This is a genomic window from Sphingomonas pseudosanguinis (genome assembly GCF_014196255.1).
Lineage (GTDB): Bacteria > Pseudomonadota > Alphaproteobacteria > Sphingomonadales > Sphingomonadaceae > Sphingomonas > Sphingomonas pseudosanguinis.
The window spans coordinates 61690-75854 of record NZ_JACIDH010000017.1; the positions used below are offsets into that span (position 1 = coordinate 61690).

Here is a 14165-nt window from a genome sequence, read left to right on the forward strand (position 1 = left end):
CGTTGTTCGCGCGGAGGCGCGGAGAACGCAGAAGGTGCTGGGCCAGATCGAATGTCTGTCCTCTTTCCACGTCTGCGAGAAGGGTCTGACGTTGCCCAACGCCGGACACCTCCGCGTCTTCGCGTCTCCGCGCGAACACATTCATTCGCGAAACGAGACTGCCGGCAAAGAGAGCGCAGTTCGTTCCCGGATGACTCAGCCCGCACCACCCCAGGCATCGATCGCGGCCCAGCCGTCGAATCGCCCCCGCAGGCGACGAAAGCGCTCCGCGTTCATGCCGCCCAGCGCGATCAGGGGCAGGCCCAGCCCACGCCCGATCCGTGCCGCCCGCGCGGGGCCGATGCCGGATGCCCCGGGGTGTGACCGGGTGGCGAAAAGCGGCGAGACGAACAACAGATCGACCCCGGCCTGCCACCCCGCAACCGCTTCCGCCCGATCATGCGCGGGCCAGCTGCGCAATCCCTTGCCTCTCCCCGACTTGTGCACGCCGTCGCCGGGCAGACCGCCGCCAGCCACCAGCAGCACCAACCCCCGCGCCCGCGCGATCCGCCAGACCCTTCGGTGGATCGTCCGGCGCACGGCCGGGGGCGTCGCGTGGTGGCGGAACACGACCCCCGACCCCGGCGGCAACCGTCGCAGCGCGGTCCATAGCCCGTCGCCCAGCCGCTCATCGGTCATCAGCCATGTCACGGGGTATCGGTCGGCCATGCCAGCGACTATAGCGCCGGGCATGACCGACGACAGCGTTTCCCGACTTGCCACCGTCTCCGCCGAGCTTCAGCGTGCCGCCAAGCTCGGGGACCATGCGACCCCGACCCTGATCGCGGTGTCGAAGACGCATGATGCCGACACGATCCGTCCGCTGCTGGAGGCCGGCCACCGCGTGTTCGGCGAGAACCGCGTGCAGGAGGCCGCCGCCAAATGGCCGGCGCTGCGCGACGGCTATGACGGCGTCGAACTCCATCTGATCGGCCAGTTGCAGTCGAACAAGGCGGCCGACGCGGTCGCGCTGTTCGACGTGATCCACACCGTCGACCGCCCCTCGCTGATCACCGCGCTGGCCGAGGCGATGGACAAGAGCGACCAACGGCCCGATTGCTTCCTCCAGGTCAATATCGGCGAGGAGGAGCAGAAGGGCGGCTGCGCCATCGCCGAGGCGCCCGCCATGTTGGAACAGGCACGCGCCGCCGGTCTGCCGATCGTCGGGCTGATGGCGATCCCGCCGCACGGGGTCGACGCCGCGCCCTATTTCGCGCTGCTCGCCAAGATGGCGCGCGAGCTGGGCGTAGCCAAGCTCAGCATGGGCATGTCCGAGGATTACGAAGTCGCCGCGATGCTGGGCGCCAGCCATGTCCGCATCGGCAGCGCCCTGTTCGGGGCACGCGGATGAGCCGCTTCGCCGCGCTGCTGTTCGATTTCGACGGCGTCCTGATCGACAGCGAATATGAGGGCAATCGCCACCTTGCCGAATGGCTGACCGCCAACGGCCATCCGCATACGCCGGAAGAGGCGATGCATCATTATATGGGGCTGGCGGGCAAGGACTTCATCGCGACGATCGAGGGGCGGATCGGCCATGTACTGCCGGAGTCCTTCTACGAGGCGCGGCGGGTCGAGGATGTCCGCGCGATGGACGAGGGCGTGATGGCGATCACCGGCGCGGTCGACTTCGTCCGGTCGCTGCCCGCCGACTTTCCCAAGGCGGTGGTGTCGTCCAGCCCGACGGTGTGGATCGACCGCCACTTGCGCCATCTCGGCCTGCGCGAGGCGTTCGGCGAACATATCTATAGCGGTCGCGAGCATGTGACGCGCGGCAAGCCGGCGCCCGACCTGTATCTGTACGCCGCCGACCGGCTGGGCGTGGCCATCGCGGATTGTGCGATCCTGGAGGACTCCCCCGTCGGCGCGACCGGCGCGGTGGCGAGCGGGGGCTATGTCATCGGCATGTGCATGGGCACGCACTGCGCGGTCGGGCACGACCAGCGGCTGCGCGACATCGGCGTGTCGGCCATTGCGCAGGATTATGCCGACGTGCGGCGCGAATTGGGGGTCTGACACCCCCACGACCGTTCAGCCTGAGCGAAGTTCGAAGGCCACGGGAAAGACCTGTCTGGCAAAGCGTGGAACGTGCGCTTCGACTGCGCTCAGCGTGAACGGCGGTTGGGGATGTGGCGAGGGGGGCTGGATCTCTCACGTCGTCCGACGCACGCGGCGCTTCCCGAGCCCGCACGTCCAAGCCCCACCCTCCGTTCGCACTGAGCGAAGTCGAAGTGCACGTTCCCCACTGTGCCACACAGGGGCGGCCCTTGGCCTTCGACGTCGCTCAGGCGGAACGGATGTTTGAGGTGGGTCCCCTACAACTGGTGCCCGGTCCGGTCCCGCTTCGTCGCCAGATAGCGTTCGTTATGCGGATTGGGCGGCAGGCTGTGCGCCACCCGCTCGACCACGCGCACGCCGGCGGCATCCAGCCCCGCGACCTTGGCCGGGTTGTTGGTCAGCAGCCGCACCTTGTCCTGTCCCAGCAGCGTCAGCATCCGCGCCGCCACGCCGAAATCGCGCGCGTCGATGGCGAAGCCCAGCCGGGTGTTGGCGTCGACCGTATCGAAGCCCTGATCCTGCAACTGATAGGCGCGCAGTTTGTTGACCAGCCCGATCCCGCGCCCCTCCTGGCGCAGGTACAGCAATATGCCCCAGCCCGAGTCGGCGATGGCATGGATCGCGGCATGGAGCTGCGGTCCGCAATCGCATTTCAGGCTGCCCAGCACATCGCCGGTCAGGCATTCGCTGTGCAACCGCACCAGCGGCGGCTGGCCATTCGGCTGGCCGATCAGCAGCGCGACATGCTCGCCCGCCGCATGGGGCGAGCGGAAGGCGACGATCTCGGCATCCTCCGCCCCCGCCACGGGCAGGCGCGCGCGGGTGGCGATGGCCAGCGCCTCGGCATTTTCATGCGCGACGATGTCGGCGACCGTCAGCGACGCCTCCACGCCCGTTCCGCCGACGAAGAAGGCCGGCAGCAGCCCCGCGATCCGCGCGAACCGGATCGCCGCCGCCGCGACCGCCGGATCGGGCAGGGGAAGCGCGCGATAGGGGCCTTTGAGCGGTGTCGCGAGGTCGAATTGCGGATCGGCGAGCGCGGTCGCGGCCGGAAAGTCGATCCAGGGCGCGCGTTCGACCAGCACGGCGGCATCCGGGTCGGCGGCCTCCATCTGGTTGGTCAGCTTCAATGTCGCGGCGCGTCCGGCCGAGATCAGGACCGGCGCCTGCCCTTCGGGATCGAAACCGGCCAGACGCATCGGATCGGCCGTCTCGACCGCCAGCAGCGCGACGCCGTTGATCGCGATCGGCCACCCCCGACGCAGCGCGTCGATGGCGCGCGCCGCCGCCCGGGCATCAGGCGCCTTCGGATCGGCGCTCAAAAATCGAATTCCGTCATGATCGGGATATGGTCGGAGGGCTTGAGCCAGCTGCGGCACCCCTCGAACACGCGGTGGCCGGTCGCCTTGTCCGCCACGTCGCGCGTCGCCCACATATGATCGAGCCGCCGCCCGCGATCCGACGCCGCCCAATCCTTCGCGCGGTAGCTCCACCAGGTATAGAGCCGCTCGGGCGCGGGGATGAAGTGACGGCCCAGATCGACCCAGTCGTTCGAGGCCTGGAGCCTGGCCAGCGTCTCGACCTCGATCGGCGTATGGCTGACCACGTCGAGCAACTGCTTGTGGCTCCACACGTCCGACTCGAGCGGGGCGATGTTGAAGTCGCCGGTCAGGATGGTGGGGCAGTCGAGCCGGCCCGACCAGTCGATCATGCGGCCGAGGAAATCGAGTTTCTGGCCGAATTTCGGATTCACCTCGCGGTCGGGCACGTCGCCGCCCGCCGGGATATAGACATTCTCCAGCCGCACCCCGTTGGGCAGCCGCACGCCGACATGCCGCGCCTCGGCATTGGCCTGCCAGTCGAGGCGGTCGTCCTCGACGATCGGCACGCGGCTGGCGATCGCGACGCCGTGGTGCATGCGCTGGCCGTGGATGACGATGTGGTCGTAGCCGAGCGACCGGAAGAGCTCGAAGGGGAAGTCGTCATCGACGACCTTCGTCTCCTGAAGACACAGGACGTCGGGCGCAGCCTCGGTCAGAAACTGTTCGACGATGGCGGCGCGGAACCGCACCGAATTGATGTTCCAGGAGGCGATTTTCACGGGACGCGATGTAGCGGGGGGCAGGGGGTGAGACAAGGTTACCGCCACCCTCATTCCTCCCCTGCAAGGGGAGGGGGACCATGCGCAGCATGGTGGAGGGGTGTCCCCAGTCGTTAGAGAAGGCTGCTCATCCCGCGGGGACACCCCTCCGTCAGGGCTTCGCCCTGCCACCTCCCCTTGCAGGGGAGGAATAGATGTACATACGGAAAGGCCCTCGCTCCGGGGGCATGGAGCGAGGGCCGACCTAGCGTTCGTCACGCAGGCGGGATGAGGGTGCTCATTCAAGCAACAGGGGGGAATCTCGAATGCCCCTCAACCGCAACGCCCTGATAGGACAGGAAACCTGTCGCCCGGATGAATGAAATTGCCCGGAAGCGTTCAGTTACGCGCCGCCGACCTCCGTGGGTCGTTGAATCGGAACGCCTTGTCGTCCACCGCGACGCCGTAGCGCTGATTCGACAGGCGAATCGTCGTCCGGTTGTTCTGGCTGTCGAGCGCGACCCAGCCTTGCAGCATCAGCCCGCCGGGCGCGGCGGCGTCGCGGGCGAAGACCAGCGTGATCTTGCCATATTCGGGATGCTTGGGGTCGTTCGCCTCGACCGAGAGCAGCCGCGAGTCGGCGCTGGGCACGACCTTGGCATAGCGACCGATGTCGCGGCTGGGGTCGATCAGCACGCCCAGCGGCGAGTTCTTGATCGGCCAGCGCTGCACCTGCCGCACCGAATAGTCGATGAAGGTCAGCGCGCCGCCATCGGCGACGATCAGCAGCGGCACGCCCTTTTCATATTGGAAGCGGATCTTGCCCGGCTTCTTCATGGTCAGCGTCCCGGTCAGCACCTTGCCGGCGCGGTCCGTCTGGGTGAAGTCGGCGGTCATCGTCGTCAGCGCCTGAAGCGAGCGCTGCACCGCCGCCAGATCGCCGCCGGCCTGCGCCATGGCGGGCACGGGCGCGGCGACCATCGCCATGGCGGTCGGCGCCAGCAGGGCGGACGCCATCATCGAACGGATCATCAAAACACTCCTTTGGAGCCGTCACTCATGCGGGCGGCCTATTGAACGGGTCGTGAATCGCGGAATCAGGGTCGGCTTGGAAACTCGCTGAAAGCGAGTTTCGGGCCGGTGCCCCAAAAACGTGCCTCCGGCATGTTTTCAAAGAGTCTCTTACAGCGTCAACGCGGCCTTCAGGCCCAGCACGGTGACATCGTCCGCCTGGGCATAGCCGCCGGGATGATGGATGAACTGGACATTGGGGCGCATCTCCAACCATTCGGCGGGGTGGATGCTGTAATACACCTCGGCGGCATATTCCGATCCCTGCACCGCCGGCCGCGTGGGATCGAGCCGTTGCCCGTCCGCCACCCGTCCGTTCACATGCGTGCGCGCCACGCCGATGCCCAGCACGTCGCCGGGCACGGCGGGCACCAGCCCCTTGTAGAACAGCCCGGCGGCGACCTGATTGTCGGTGACGCTGGTCGCGCGGTCCGCTTGGGTGGCGTTGACGAAGACGCTCAGGCCATTTTCCGCCTTGCCGTCCTTGGTCTCGCCGGTCAGCTGCTGCTGGATGTTGATATAGACGCCGTAGCGGCTGCTCCGCTCCAGCGGGGCGAGGCCGGTGATCGCGAGCGGGCGACGGTTGATGTCGAGGAAGACGTCGGCCGCATCGGCGGTGCTGACCCAGCCGCCCAGCTTGTACGACCCGATCCGCCCGGCGGTGGGATGGTTGATCCAGCCGACTTCGGCGGGGACCAGCACCCCGGTCGCACCCCGGAAATGGCCGATAAAGAAGTCGGTATCCAGATTGCGCGGATTGACCTCATAGACCGCGCTCTGGACATACAGGTCGTCACGCGGTTCGTAGCGCAGCCGCACGCCCCATTGGCTGACCGGCCAGTTCTGCCAATAGTCGCCGACCAGATTGCCCGGCTGCGCGCCGCAAAAGCTCAAATTCATGAAGTGGCAGGAGAAGATCGCGAAATCCTCGCCCGGATTGGTGCGGCCCAGCTTCACCTCGAACCGCTCGCCGATCCGCTGTTCGTACCAGAATTGGGTGAGGCGCAGAGTCTGGCCCCGGCCATAGACCTCCTGCACCTGTTGCAGCGTACCCAAATTCGCATCGTCGCTGAGGTTGCGGCCCCGGCGATAGGTGAGCGTGGCCTGGAACGCCCCGCCCTTCAGCCCCATGACCTTTTCCAGATCGAACAGCGCGCCGGCGTCGAACTGCCCGGTTTCGCGGAACAGCGTCTTGCGCCCGCCCGTCACATTGACCGCGCTTTCCGAGGCATAGCGCGCGGTGACGGTGATACCCCGCCGGCCCAGCCGGGTGCGGATGTCGTGCCAGTCGCCGATCAGCCCCGGCGGCGGCGTGCGGCGCGTGTCGGCGGTGATCGCCGAGGGCGCGCTATCGGAGGGGCGCACCGCGCGGCGGCGGGGCGGGCGCTGCGTATCGCCGGTGGCGGCCTCCGGAACGACACGCGAGGCCGAGGGGACGGGGTCGGTGGTCTGCTGCGCCCAAACCGGTGCGGCGACCAGTAAGGGGGCCCAGCCCCAGATCATCGCCTTCATCATAGCCCCTTTCCCCGACCCTTATCGTTTCGCGTTGCAAACGATCGATCCGGGGAAAGGTGCCGTATGCGTCAAGCGCCTATTCCTCCCCTGGCAGGGGGGGGGCAGGGCAAAGCCCTGACGGAGGGGTGTCCCACGCCCGAGAGGTAACTCTATCCTCGCAACCGGTTACACCCCTCCACCAGCTTCGCTGGTCCCCCTCCCCTTGCAGGGGAGGAAAGAGGTCACCCCTGCTCCGCTGCGCGGACCTGGTCGACATAGTCGCCATAACCTTCCGCCTCCATCTCCCCCAGCGGCACGAAGCGCAGCGAGGCGGAGTTGATGCAGTAGCGTAGGCCGCCACGATCGCGCGGGCCGTCGGGGAAGACATGGCCCAGATGGCTGTCGCCATGCGCCGAGCGCACCTCGGTGCGGATCATGCCGTGCGTGGTGTCGCGCAGTTCGTTGACATGCGCCGGCTCGATCGGCCGGGTGAAGCTGGGCCAGCCGCAATGCGAATCGAACTTGTCGGCCGAGGCGAACAGCGGCTCGCCCGAGACGATGTCGACATACAGGCCCGGCTCGCGCGTATGCAGATATTCGCCGGTGCCGGGACGCTCGGTGCCGCTTTGCTGGGTCACATAATATTGTTCGGGGGTCAGCCGCGACAGGGCTTCCTCGGTCTTGGCATAACGGGTGTCGGCCATGGGGGCTCCTTTCGAAAGGGGATCAGGCTTGAACGGGTTCGGCGGCGATCTGGCGCAGCGCCTGCTCGAACGATTCGGGCGGTTGGCCGCCCGAGATGAGATAGCGATTGTCGATGACGATCGCGGGCACCGACTGGATGCCGCGCCCCTGCCACAGCCTCTCGGCCTCGCGCACCTCGGTGGCATAAAGGTCGGAGGACAGGATTGCGCGGGCCTGCTCGGCGTCGAGCCCGGCGCGGACGGCGGCGGCGATCAGCACGTCATGGTCGGAAATATCCTCACCGTGCGTGAAATAGCTGTCGAACAGCGCATGCTTCAGCGCCGTCTGACGCCCTTCGATCCCCGCCCAGTGGAGCAGGCGATGCGCGTCGAAGCTGTTATAGATACGCGATGTGTCGGTCATCGCCATGGTGAAGCCGACCGAGGCGGCACGCTCGCGGATATTGGCGCGGTTGGCCGCCGATTGTTCGGGCGTTGCGCCATATTTGCGGCCGATATGTTCGATGATATTCTCGCCCTCGGGCGCCATCGCCGGGTTCAGCTCGAACGGCTGGAAATGGATGTCCGCCTCGACCGCGTCGCCCAACCGCTCCAGCGCGATCTCCAGCCCGCGCAACCCGATGATGCACCAGGGGCAGGAGATGTCGGAGACGAAATCGATACGGATCGGGCGGGGCATGGATGGTCCTGACTGACGCGACGGGGCGCGGGGGGATGGACCATGATGTGGGGAGGGGGCTTGCCCGTGCAAAGGGGCGGCCCGGGAAACGCTGCGTCAGTAAATCCGCGTCCACCGCTCGGGGCCGTCGGGCGCGCGCGGATAGACGACATGCAGCGGTTCGTCGTCCGCCGGGGTCATCTCCCCGGCGGGCCGGAACAGGCACCGGCCACCCTGCGCGCGCGGCGACAGCGTTTGGCCGGCAGGCACGCGCGTCAGGTCGGTATTGGCGACATAGCCTATGATCCGCTCCCTTCGGCCGATAGAGTGCGATACCGGGCGGATGGGCGCCATCCGGGAAAAGCCCGGAAAACAAAGGGCTGGAACGAAGCGGGGGCTGACCGCTTTCGTCGCGGTGCCATTTGCGCCACATCAGGCGCGCCCAAGCCTTTCCATGGAGATCGACCGATGACCCGAACCGCCCTCATTACCGGAGCCACCGCCGGAATCGGTGCCGGCGCCGCACGCGCCTTCGTCGCGGCCGGCTGGCGGGTGATCGGGACGGGGCGTCGCGCCGACCGGCTTCAGGCGCTGGCGGACGAGCTGGGGGCGGCGTTCCATCCGCTCGCCTTCGACATCACCGACGAGGGGGCGCTCGATACGGCGCTGGCGGGCTTGCCGGAGGCGTTCGCGGACATCGACCTGCTGATCAACAATGCCGGCCTCGCGCTCGGCACCAAGCCGGCGCAGGACAGCGATCTGGCCCAGTGGCGAACGATGATCGCGACCAATATCGACGGGCTGATCACCATCACCCACCGGCTGCTGCCGCGCCTGATCGAACGGCGCGGGGGGATCATCAACCTGTCCTCGGTGGCGGCGAACTATCCCTATACCGGCGGCAACGTCTATGGCGGGACCAAGGCGTTCGTGAAGCAATTCTCGCTGAACCTGCGCGCCGACCTGCATGGCAAGGGGGTGCGCGTCACCTCGATCGAGCCGGGCATGGTCGAGACCGAGTTCACCACCGTCCGCACCGGCGGCGACCAGGCGGCGTCGGATGCACTCTATGCGGGCTCGGACCCGATGACGGCGGACGACATCGCCGCCACTCTGCTCTGGGTCGCCGAGCTGCCGCCGCACCTCAACATCAACCGGCTGGAGCTGATGCCGGTCAGCCAGTCCTTCGCTGGCTTCCAGGTCGCCCGCGCAGGGTAGATCCTATAGCGGTCGGTGCATCACCAGCGCATCGACCGCCCCCAGGCGCGGATGCCGGAAGGCGCCGGGCACCCGCCCGACCGTCGCGAAGCCCAGCGCCGTCCACAAATGCACGGCGGCGACGTTGGCGCCGACCACGAAGTTGAACTGCATCGCCACAAAGCCCCGCGCCCGCGCTTCGTCGAAGGAATGCAGCGCCATCGCCCGCGCCAGCCCGCGCCCACGCGCGGCGGCACCGGTCATATACCCCGCATTGGCGACATGATCCCCGCCGCCGGCCTGATTGGCGCGCAGATAATAGGTGCCGAGGATCTCGCCCTCCTCTTCGAACACGAATGTCCGCTTATCCTCCCCCAGCCAATAGGCCAGCGCCGCCGCCTCGGTCATGGCGGGATCGAGCGCATAGGTCTCGCCCGCCTGGATCACCGGCAGGATGATCGCGGCGATGGCGGGCGCGTCGGTGGGGGTGGCGGGGCGAATCGGCATGGAGAACTCTGATAAAGGCTGGCCGGATAGGGCACATGCCAATGGTATTGGAGTATGGCGACTTAAAAGGATGGTGAAGGCCCACTCATGCTTTGAGGTGACGGAATCGCTTTGTCCTTAACTTGACGTTCCAATTGCGGTTTTTTGGGTGGTAGAATAGACTATGTACCATAGTCGAAGAATCCAGGAGCCTTTAACGATGGCCAAACCTGTCCTCGCTAAAATATGGTCTGCCTTTCCCGATCATGAAGCCTACCCCTCGCTTCGAGACCTTTATAGTCATCTCGGAGGAGCTGCCGCACGAAACATCGAGGCGCCGGGATTTGGTCCTAATGGTAACACATGTGCTAGCCGTCTGAGCGTAGCTTTCAACAAAGGCGGAGCGCCCATCAATGCGGTAATCGCACGAGCGGCGGGTGCGCAAACCTTGGGGGTTGCTGATGGGGCACGCATTATTTTCCGTGTGACCGAATTTCGCGCTTACCTCCTAAGGCTGCTTGGAAAGCCTCTGGTAGATAATGCCAGTCCCTATGATAGCGCGTTTCGCGGCAAGCGCGGCATTGTTGCATTCACTGTAAACTGGTCTGATGCCAGCGGTCACATCGCTTTATGGGATGGCGTACGGTATCGTGAGCCGGGGCATGATAACTATGCTACCTATACGAATGGCAGCGCCAAGACATCGCGTGGCGAGTTCTGGGAGTTGGCATGATGCGACAATCACTGATTTTCTTGGTGTTGCTCGGCGGTTGTGGAGAGCAGCCCATGCCGGCAAAGGCCGAAACGCCTGCAGTTTTGCATGAAGATGTCGTCGCCTACGCGATGGCGAGCTGTTTTGCGTATCAGCAGAATGCGTATCTGAAAGATCAAGGAGAGCGCTGGGCAGGCGCGATCATGCAAAGGGCGCATGGTCCGGCCGAGAAATGGACGCCGGTCGCCGATGCGGTGAAGGCCGAATTGGCTCGCTCGGGCATAGCGCAAGGGCAGGGGGAAGGGCCGCAAAGTCCAGCCATATCCTTACCGGTCATGACCTGTGGGCAGATCGCAAATCTCGCGGCTGTCCGGCGATCCATCGAAACGGCGAGCAAGGCGTTGGCGCAAGACTATCGCACCGGTGCATCACGCTGATCGCCACGCGGGCGCTCATTCGCCCCGCCGGCCATTCTGCGCAACCGCGATCACCACGGCGGCCAGCAGGCCAAGCGGGAACCACAGCCCGAACTTGCCCGTCAGCAGGCCGATGAACCCGAAGATCAGAAGCGCGCCAAAGGGCGACAGGTTTTTCATCACCTGAGTGTATGCACAAGCCGACAGAACGCACCATGCCTGATGCATGCGATCTGAGTTATATTCGATGGGTTGTAATGGACCGTCCCTGACGATCAGGCGACTTGCTAAAGCAAATCGCTGGAGCGGGCGAAGGGAGCGGATCACAGGCCTGAGCCAAGCCCCCGGCGAGGGGGCTACGGGACGCGCGCAGTCGAGCGATTATGGTCTTGATCGACGGTCGATCAGTGACCGTGTCGAGATCATCATCAGGTGCGCCCTGAGAGGCTTCTGGAGCATCAGGGATACGCGCAGGACAATGATCTCGGCGGTCCTCGACGAGCCGCTCCTGAGGCTCTGTGAGGCTCTGCGGATCGCCTTTCACGCTGCGAGCGCCCGGTAGACCGACGCGCGACCGATGTTCATCGCCTTGGCGATTTGGGCGGCACCCATGCCGGTCTCCTTGAGCGCCTTCACGCGTTCGGTGTCGATGCTCGCGGGCCGACCGCGATATTTGCCTGCCAGCTTGGCCTTCTCGATCCCTTCGAGTTGGCGCTCACGCCGGATGTCATTTTCGAAGGCGGCGACGGCACCGAGGATCGACAACATGAGCCGCCCGGTGCTGGTGTCGGTATCGACCCCGCTCTGGTTGAGGCAGCGGAATGCGACCTTCTTCTCGGTCAGCCGCTCGATGATCCGGTGAAGGTCGCCGACGCTGCGGGCGAGACGGTCGAGCCGGGTAACGACGAACGTGTCGCCTTCACGGACGAAGTCGAGGGCATCGTTGAGTTGATCCCGGTCGGTCGTTGAGCGTCCGCTGAGCTTCTCGCTGAAGACCTTCTCGCATCCTGCGGCGAGCAGCGTCTCATGCTGGATGTCGAGGCTCTGGTTCGTTGTGCTCACGCGTCCGTATCCGACCAGCATCCATGTCTCCTTTGGTTCTAAGACCGAGACTCTCACGGATACCAAAATTGTCGAGAAACTTATTTGGGACGCGGTTCTCGCCCGCGTGAGACGGTCTCTATGGGTTTACCCGGTTGGGGCGGGCATGACGCAGGGGGGGGCGGCGACGTTCAGGCGGCGTCGGCCTGCTCGAACTGATCCCACGAGAGCATGAGCCGGTCGCCCTTGGTCTTGGGGAGCGCCTTGCGGTCGATGAGCTTCCCCCTGACCTCGAAGTCGGCGTTGACCTTCACGACCAGCACCTTGCTGAAGTTGCGCTTGAGGTTGAGGGCGACGACATCGTTGCTCTTGAACGGTGTGATGGTCTTCACCTCGACGAAGTGGTTGCCGATCTTCCCGTCCGACCCTTGGGCGTAGTTGCGGTGGAGCTTCAGCCCGTGCGTGATGACGCCGTATAGCTCGCCAAGGTCGCCGTAGACCTGAAGATGCCGCCCGGTTAGTTCGTAGTAATGCTGCGCCGTGGAAAGCAGGCTCTGGAAGATCGGCACCAGATCGGCTTCGAGGTCCGGGAAGCGGGCTTCGAACTCTAACCGTTCGAGGTGGGAGTTGATCTCGGTCCAAGTGATCCACTCGCCATCGTCGTAGATGGCATTGTCGTCATTCCACATGCTGGCCGGGGCTCCCGCTATCGCTCCCCGGATTACGGTCTCGCCGGTTAACACCTCTTTCCGCAATCATCCGTTTGTCGAACAGGCCTCACGACCATCGTCGAAAGACGGTTTTCTGCGGATCAGAGAGGGCGGTCAGCGCGGGGGTTTTCGGAATGGGGGTGATAGACGGTGAAGCGGGGTGACGGCTCGGGCGGGCGGTTCGGACGTGCAAGTAGAAAGGTCACGAAACGGAACTGCTGCCAAGGTCGTCTTCGGTATTTTGATCATCGAGCTCGCCGGGGCTTCTACGCGCAGCCGGTTTCCACCCGCCCATCACTGCGTTCCGATACTCCATCCAGAACTCAGGAGAATAGCCGACATACATCGTCTCTGTGCCGGGAAGGAATTCGCCGTCAATGCGAGCAATCCTCTCGGGACCTGCCTTGGGCAGTGCGTCGAGATTAGGGTCCATATGGCGGATCATCTCCTGAACGGTGCGAATACTTACGGGTCCGCCGCGCTCGGCCTTCCACCCACGCGCATTGAGGTAGTCTCTCATTCGCGCCTCTGGAGGATAGCTCGTCTCTCCTCCGTTCAGCCGGAATTCCATGATAAAGTGCGCGAGATCATTGAACATCCCCACTTCGCGCAAACGCGCTCGCTCCGCATTTTGCTTTTGAGCCGCTTTCCAGCCCGGTTCCTTCGCCATCCCGCTTAAATGAACTTTTCCGCCGCCTCGCTCAAGGGGCGGTAGATGCCTCGCTCACCGGCGCTGCTTCCGGGCAATCGAGGAAAGTAATCATGAGCGCAATTGAATGGACTGATGCAACGTGGAACCCAATCGTTGGATGCTCACGCATCAGCGCAGGCTGCCATCACTGCTATGCGATCAAGATGGCGCACCGTTTTGGACATGAGCACTACACGGGGATCACCGAGGTAAACTTCGACGAGGCGCGCGTAGATTGGACTGGAGTTCTCAGCACCGCGCCTCCTCACATCTTCAATAAGCCATTGCGGGTGAAGCGCCCAACCGTTTTCTTCGCAAATTCGATGTCTGACATGTTCCACGAGAGCGCGTCGGACGCCGATATTATCGCGGCTTTCAAGATTATGAACGCTTGTCCGCAACACACCTTCCAAGTTTTGACGAAGCGTCCATCGCGCATGGCGGCAAAGACGCAGGAGCTTGGGCTGATTTGGTCTGAAAACATTTGGGCAGGAACGTCCATCGAGGAGGACAAATATGCGAAATCCCGAGTGCGCGAGTTACTGAAGGTTCCAGCTAAGCTGCGTTTCGTATCGGCGGAACCGCTGCTCGACGCGCTTCCAAGCCTCGAGATCGAGAAAATCGACTGGTTGATTGCGGGAGGCGAGAGCGGTCAGGAGAACACCGTGCGACCGATGGACCCTCAGTGGATTCGTGATTTGGCGAAGCGTAGCTGTCAATCGGCGTCCAAAAAGGACCCCCTATCGGCGTCCAAAAGGGACCCCCTTCGTCGAGCAGCGTTACGGGTATGACGGGTGCACCGTTCGCG

At 64.7% G+C, this 14165-nt stretch carries 19 protein-coding genes; 6 read left to right on the forward strand and 13 right to left on the reverse strand.

The genetic code is table 11. From position 1 onward, the window contains the following. Window positions 1-195 precede the first annotated feature (195 nt). Window positions 196-708, reverse strand: a complete 513-nt coding sequence (locus GGR48_RS14885; protein ID WP_240456194.1) for a thiamine phosphate synthase — start codon at window positions 706-708, stop codon at window positions 196-198. Between the two features lie 22 nt (window positions 709-730). Between GGR48_RS14885 and GGR48_RS14890 the strand changes: the two genes are divergently transcribed. Both GGR48_RS14890 and GGR48_RS14895 read left to right on the forward strand, forming a co-directional pair. Continuing rightward, window positions 731-1390, forward strand: a complete 660-nt coding sequence (locus tag GGR48_RS14890) for a YggS family pyridoxal phosphate-dependent enzyme (protein WP_183952629.1) — start codon at window positions 731-733, stop codon at window positions 1388-1390. Beyond that, window positions 1387-2055, forward strand: a complete 669-nt coding sequence (locus GGR48_RS14895; RefSeq protein WP_183952630.1) for an HAD family hydrolase — start codon at window positions 1387-1389, stop codon at window positions 2053-2055. Before GGR48_RS14890 ends, GGR48_RS14895 begins: the two co-directional genes overlap by 4 nt. Window positions 2056-2354: 299 nt before the next feature. On the opposite strand, the gene ribA is transcribed toward GGR48_RS14895, so the two are convergent. The 7 genes from ribA to GGR48_RS14930 form a co-directional block, all read right to left on the reverse strand. After that, on the reverse strand, window positions 2355-3419 hold the full coding sequence (gene ribA, locus GGR48_RS14900) for a GTP cyclohydrolase II (RefSeq protein WP_183952631.1): 1065 nt from the start codon (window positions 3417-3419) through the stop codon (window positions 2355-2357). Next, window positions 3416-4252: an exodeoxyribonuclease III gene (locus GGR48_RS14905; protein ID WP_183952632.1), complete on the reverse strand. Its 837-nt coding sequence runs from the start codon at window positions 4250-4252 to the stop codon at window positions 3416-3418. The genes ribA and GGR48_RS14905 overlap by 4 nt, the downstream gene beginning before the upstream one ends. 324 nt (window positions 4253-4576) lie before the next feature. Then, entirely contained in the window at window positions 4577-5209 is a 633-nt protein-coding gene (locus tag GGR48_RS14910) for a LolA family protein (RefSeq protein WP_183952633.1), read from the reverse strand. Between the two features lie 150 nt (window positions 5210-5359). Next, on the reverse strand, window positions 5360-6760 hold the full coding sequence (locus GGR48_RS14915; protein WP_338110548.1) for a carbohydrate porin: 1401 nt from the start codon (window positions 6758-6760) through the stop codon (window positions 5360-5362). A gap of 224 nt (window positions 6761-6984) precedes the next feature. Further along, window positions 6985-7446, reverse strand: a complete 462-nt coding sequence (gene msrB, locus GGR48_RS14920) for a peptide-methionine (R)-S-oxide reductase MsrB (RefSeq protein WP_183952635.1) — start codon at window positions 7444-7446, stop codon at window positions 6985-6987. 22 nt (window positions 7447-7468) lie between these two features. Next, window positions 7469-8125, reverse strand: coding sequence for a DsbA family oxidoreductase (locus GGR48_RS14925; protein ID WP_183952636.1), 657 nt, complete (start codon window positions 8123-8125; stop codon window positions 7469-7471). Window positions 8126-8221: 96 nt separating this feature from the next. Next, window positions 8222-8458, reverse strand: a complete 237-nt coding sequence (locus GGR48_RS14930) for a hypothetical protein (RefSeq protein ID WP_183952637.1) — start codon at window positions 8456-8458, stop codon at window positions 8222-8224. A gap of 114 nt (window positions 8459-8572) precedes the next feature. On the opposite strand from GGR48_RS14930, the gene GGR48_RS14935 reads away from it, so the two are divergent. Next, on the forward strand, window positions 8573-9322 hold the full coding sequence (locus GGR48_RS14935) for an SDR family NAD(P)-dependent oxidoreductase (RefSeq protein WP_183952638.1): 750 nt from the start codon (window positions 8573-8575) through the stop codon (window positions 9320-9322). A 3-nt stretch (window positions 9323-9325) separates the two neighbouring features. On the opposite strand, the gene GGR48_RS14940 is transcribed toward GGR48_RS14935, so the two are convergent. Continuing rightward, window positions 9326-9808, reverse strand: a complete 483-nt coding sequence (locus GGR48_RS14940) for a GNAT family N-acetyltransferase (RefSeq protein WP_183952639.1) — start codon at window positions 9806-9808, stop codon at window positions 9326-9328. Window positions 9809-10007: 199 nt separating this feature from the next. Here GGR48_RS14940 and GGR48_RS14945 point away from each other — a divergent pair, with 199 nt between their 5' ends. Next, the gene (locus tag GGR48_RS14945; RefSeq protein WP_183952640.1) at window positions 10008-10520 is read left to right on the forward strand and encodes a T6SS effector amidase Tae4 family protein; all 513 of its coding nucleotides are present in this window, start codon (window positions 10008-10010) and stop codon (window positions 10518-10520) included. After that, window positions 10520-10936: a hypothetical protein gene (locus GGR48_RS14950; protein ID WP_183952641.1), complete on the forward strand. Its 417-nt coding sequence runs from the start codon at window positions 10520-10522 to the stop codon at window positions 10934-10936. The genes GGR48_RS14945 and GGR48_RS14950 overlap by 1 nt, the downstream gene beginning before the upstream one ends. Window positions 10937-10951: 15 nt before the next feature. Here the strand turns inward: GGR48_RS14950 and GGR48_RS14955 are convergent, their stop codons facing one another. The 4 genes from GGR48_RS14955 to GGR48_RS14970 form a co-directional block, all read right to left on the reverse strand. Then, entirely contained in the window at window positions 10952-11095 is a 144-nt protein-coding gene (locus tag GGR48_RS14955) for a hypothetical protein (protein ID WP_183952642.1), read from the reverse strand. Between the two features lie 360 nt (window positions 11096-11455). Then, entirely contained in the window at window positions 11456-11998 is a 543-nt protein-coding gene (locus GGR48_RS14960) for a recombinase family protein (RefSeq protein WP_183952643.1), read from the reverse strand. 149 nt (window positions 11999-12147) lie between these two features. Beyond that, window positions 12148-12645, reverse strand: a complete 498-nt coding sequence (locus GGR48_RS14965; protein WP_183952644.1) for a hypothetical protein — start codon at window positions 12643-12645, stop codon at window positions 12148-12150. A 223-nt stretch (window positions 12646-12868) separates the two neighbouring features. After that, entirely contained in the window at window positions 12869-13336 is a 468-nt protein-coding gene (locus GGR48_RS14970) for a hypothetical protein (RefSeq protein WP_183952645.1), read from the reverse strand. Between the two features lie 92 nt (window positions 13337-13428). Here GGR48_RS14970 and GGR48_RS14975 point away from each other — a divergent pair, with 92 nt between their 5' ends. After that, window positions 13429-14148, forward strand: a complete 720-nt coding sequence (locus GGR48_RS14975) for a DUF5131 family protein (RefSeq protein WP_183952646.1) — start codon at window positions 13429-13431, stop codon at window positions 14146-14148. Window positions 14149-14165 lie beyond the last annotated feature (17 nt).

Coding starts and splice junctions, on each gene's coding strand:
- GGR48_RS14885 (WP_240456194.1), bottom strand. CDS start 708: ATGGCCGACCGATACCCCGTGACATGGCTGATGACCGATGAGCGGCTG.
- GGR48_RS14890 (WP_183952629.1), top strand. CDS start 731: ATGACCGACGACAGCGTTTCCCGACTTGCCACCGTCTCCGCCGAGCTT.
- GGR48_RS14895 (WP_183952630.1), top strand. CDS start 1,387: ATGAGCCGCTTCGCCGCGCTGCTGTTCGATTTCGACGGCGTCCTGATC.
- GGR48_RS14905 (WP_183952632.1), bottom strand. CDS start 4,252: ATGAGGGTGGCGGTAACCTTGTCTCACCCCCTGCCCCCCGCTACATCG.
- GGR48_RS14910 (WP_183952633.1), bottom strand. CDS start 5,209: ATGATCCGTTCGATGATGGCGTCCGCCCTGCTGGCGCCGACCGCCATG.
- GGR48_RS14915 (WP_338110548.1), bottom strand. CDS start 6,760: ATGAAGGCGATGATCTGGGGCTGGGCCCCCTTACTGGTCGCCGCACCG.
- msrB (WP_183952635.1), bottom strand. CDS start 7,446: ATGGCCGACACCCGTTATGCCAAGACCGAGGAAGCCCTGTCGCGGCTG.
- GGR48_RS14925 (WP_183952636.1), bottom strand. CDS start 8,125: ATGCCCCGCCCGATCCGTATCGATTTCGTCTCCGACATCTCCTGCCCC.
- GGR48_RS14930 (WP_183952637.1), bottom strand. CDS start 8,458: ATGGCGCCCATCCGCCCGGTATCGCACTCTATCGGCCGAAGGGAGCGG.
- GGR48_RS14935 (WP_183952638.1), top strand. CDS start 8,573: ATGACCCGAACCGCCCTCATTACCGGAGCCACCGCCGGAATCGGTGCC.
- GGR48_RS14940 (WP_183952639.1), bottom strand. CDS start 9,808: ATGCCGATTCGCCCCGCCACCCCCACCGACGCGCCCGCCATCGCCGCG.
- GGR48_RS14945 (WP_183952640.1), top strand. CDS start 10,008: ATGGCCAAACCTGTCCTCGCTAAAATATGGTCTGCCTTTCCCGATCAT.
- GGR48_RS14950 (WP_183952641.1), top strand. CDS start 10,520: ATGCGACAATCACTGATTTTCTTGGTGTTGCTCGGCGGTTGTGGAGAG.
- GGR48_RS14955 (WP_183952642.1), bottom strand. CDS start 11,095: ATGAAAAACCTGTCGCCCTTTGGCGCGCTTCTGATCTTCGGGTTCATC.
- GGR48_RS14960 (WP_183952643.1), bottom strand. CDS start 11,998: ATGCTGGTCGGATACGGACGCGTGAGCACAACGAACCAGAGCCTCGAC.
- GGR48_RS14965 (WP_183952644.1), bottom strand. CDS start 12,645: ATGTGGAATGACGACAATGCCATCTACGACGATGGCGAGTGGATCACT.
- GGR48_RS14970 (WP_183952645.1), bottom strand. CDS start 13,336: ATGGCGAAGGAACCGGGCTGGAAAGCGGCTCAAAAGCAAAATGCGGAG.
- GGR48_RS14975 (WP_183952646.1), top strand. CDS start 13,429: ATGAGCGCAATTGAATGGACTGATGCAACGTGGAACCCAATCGTTGGA.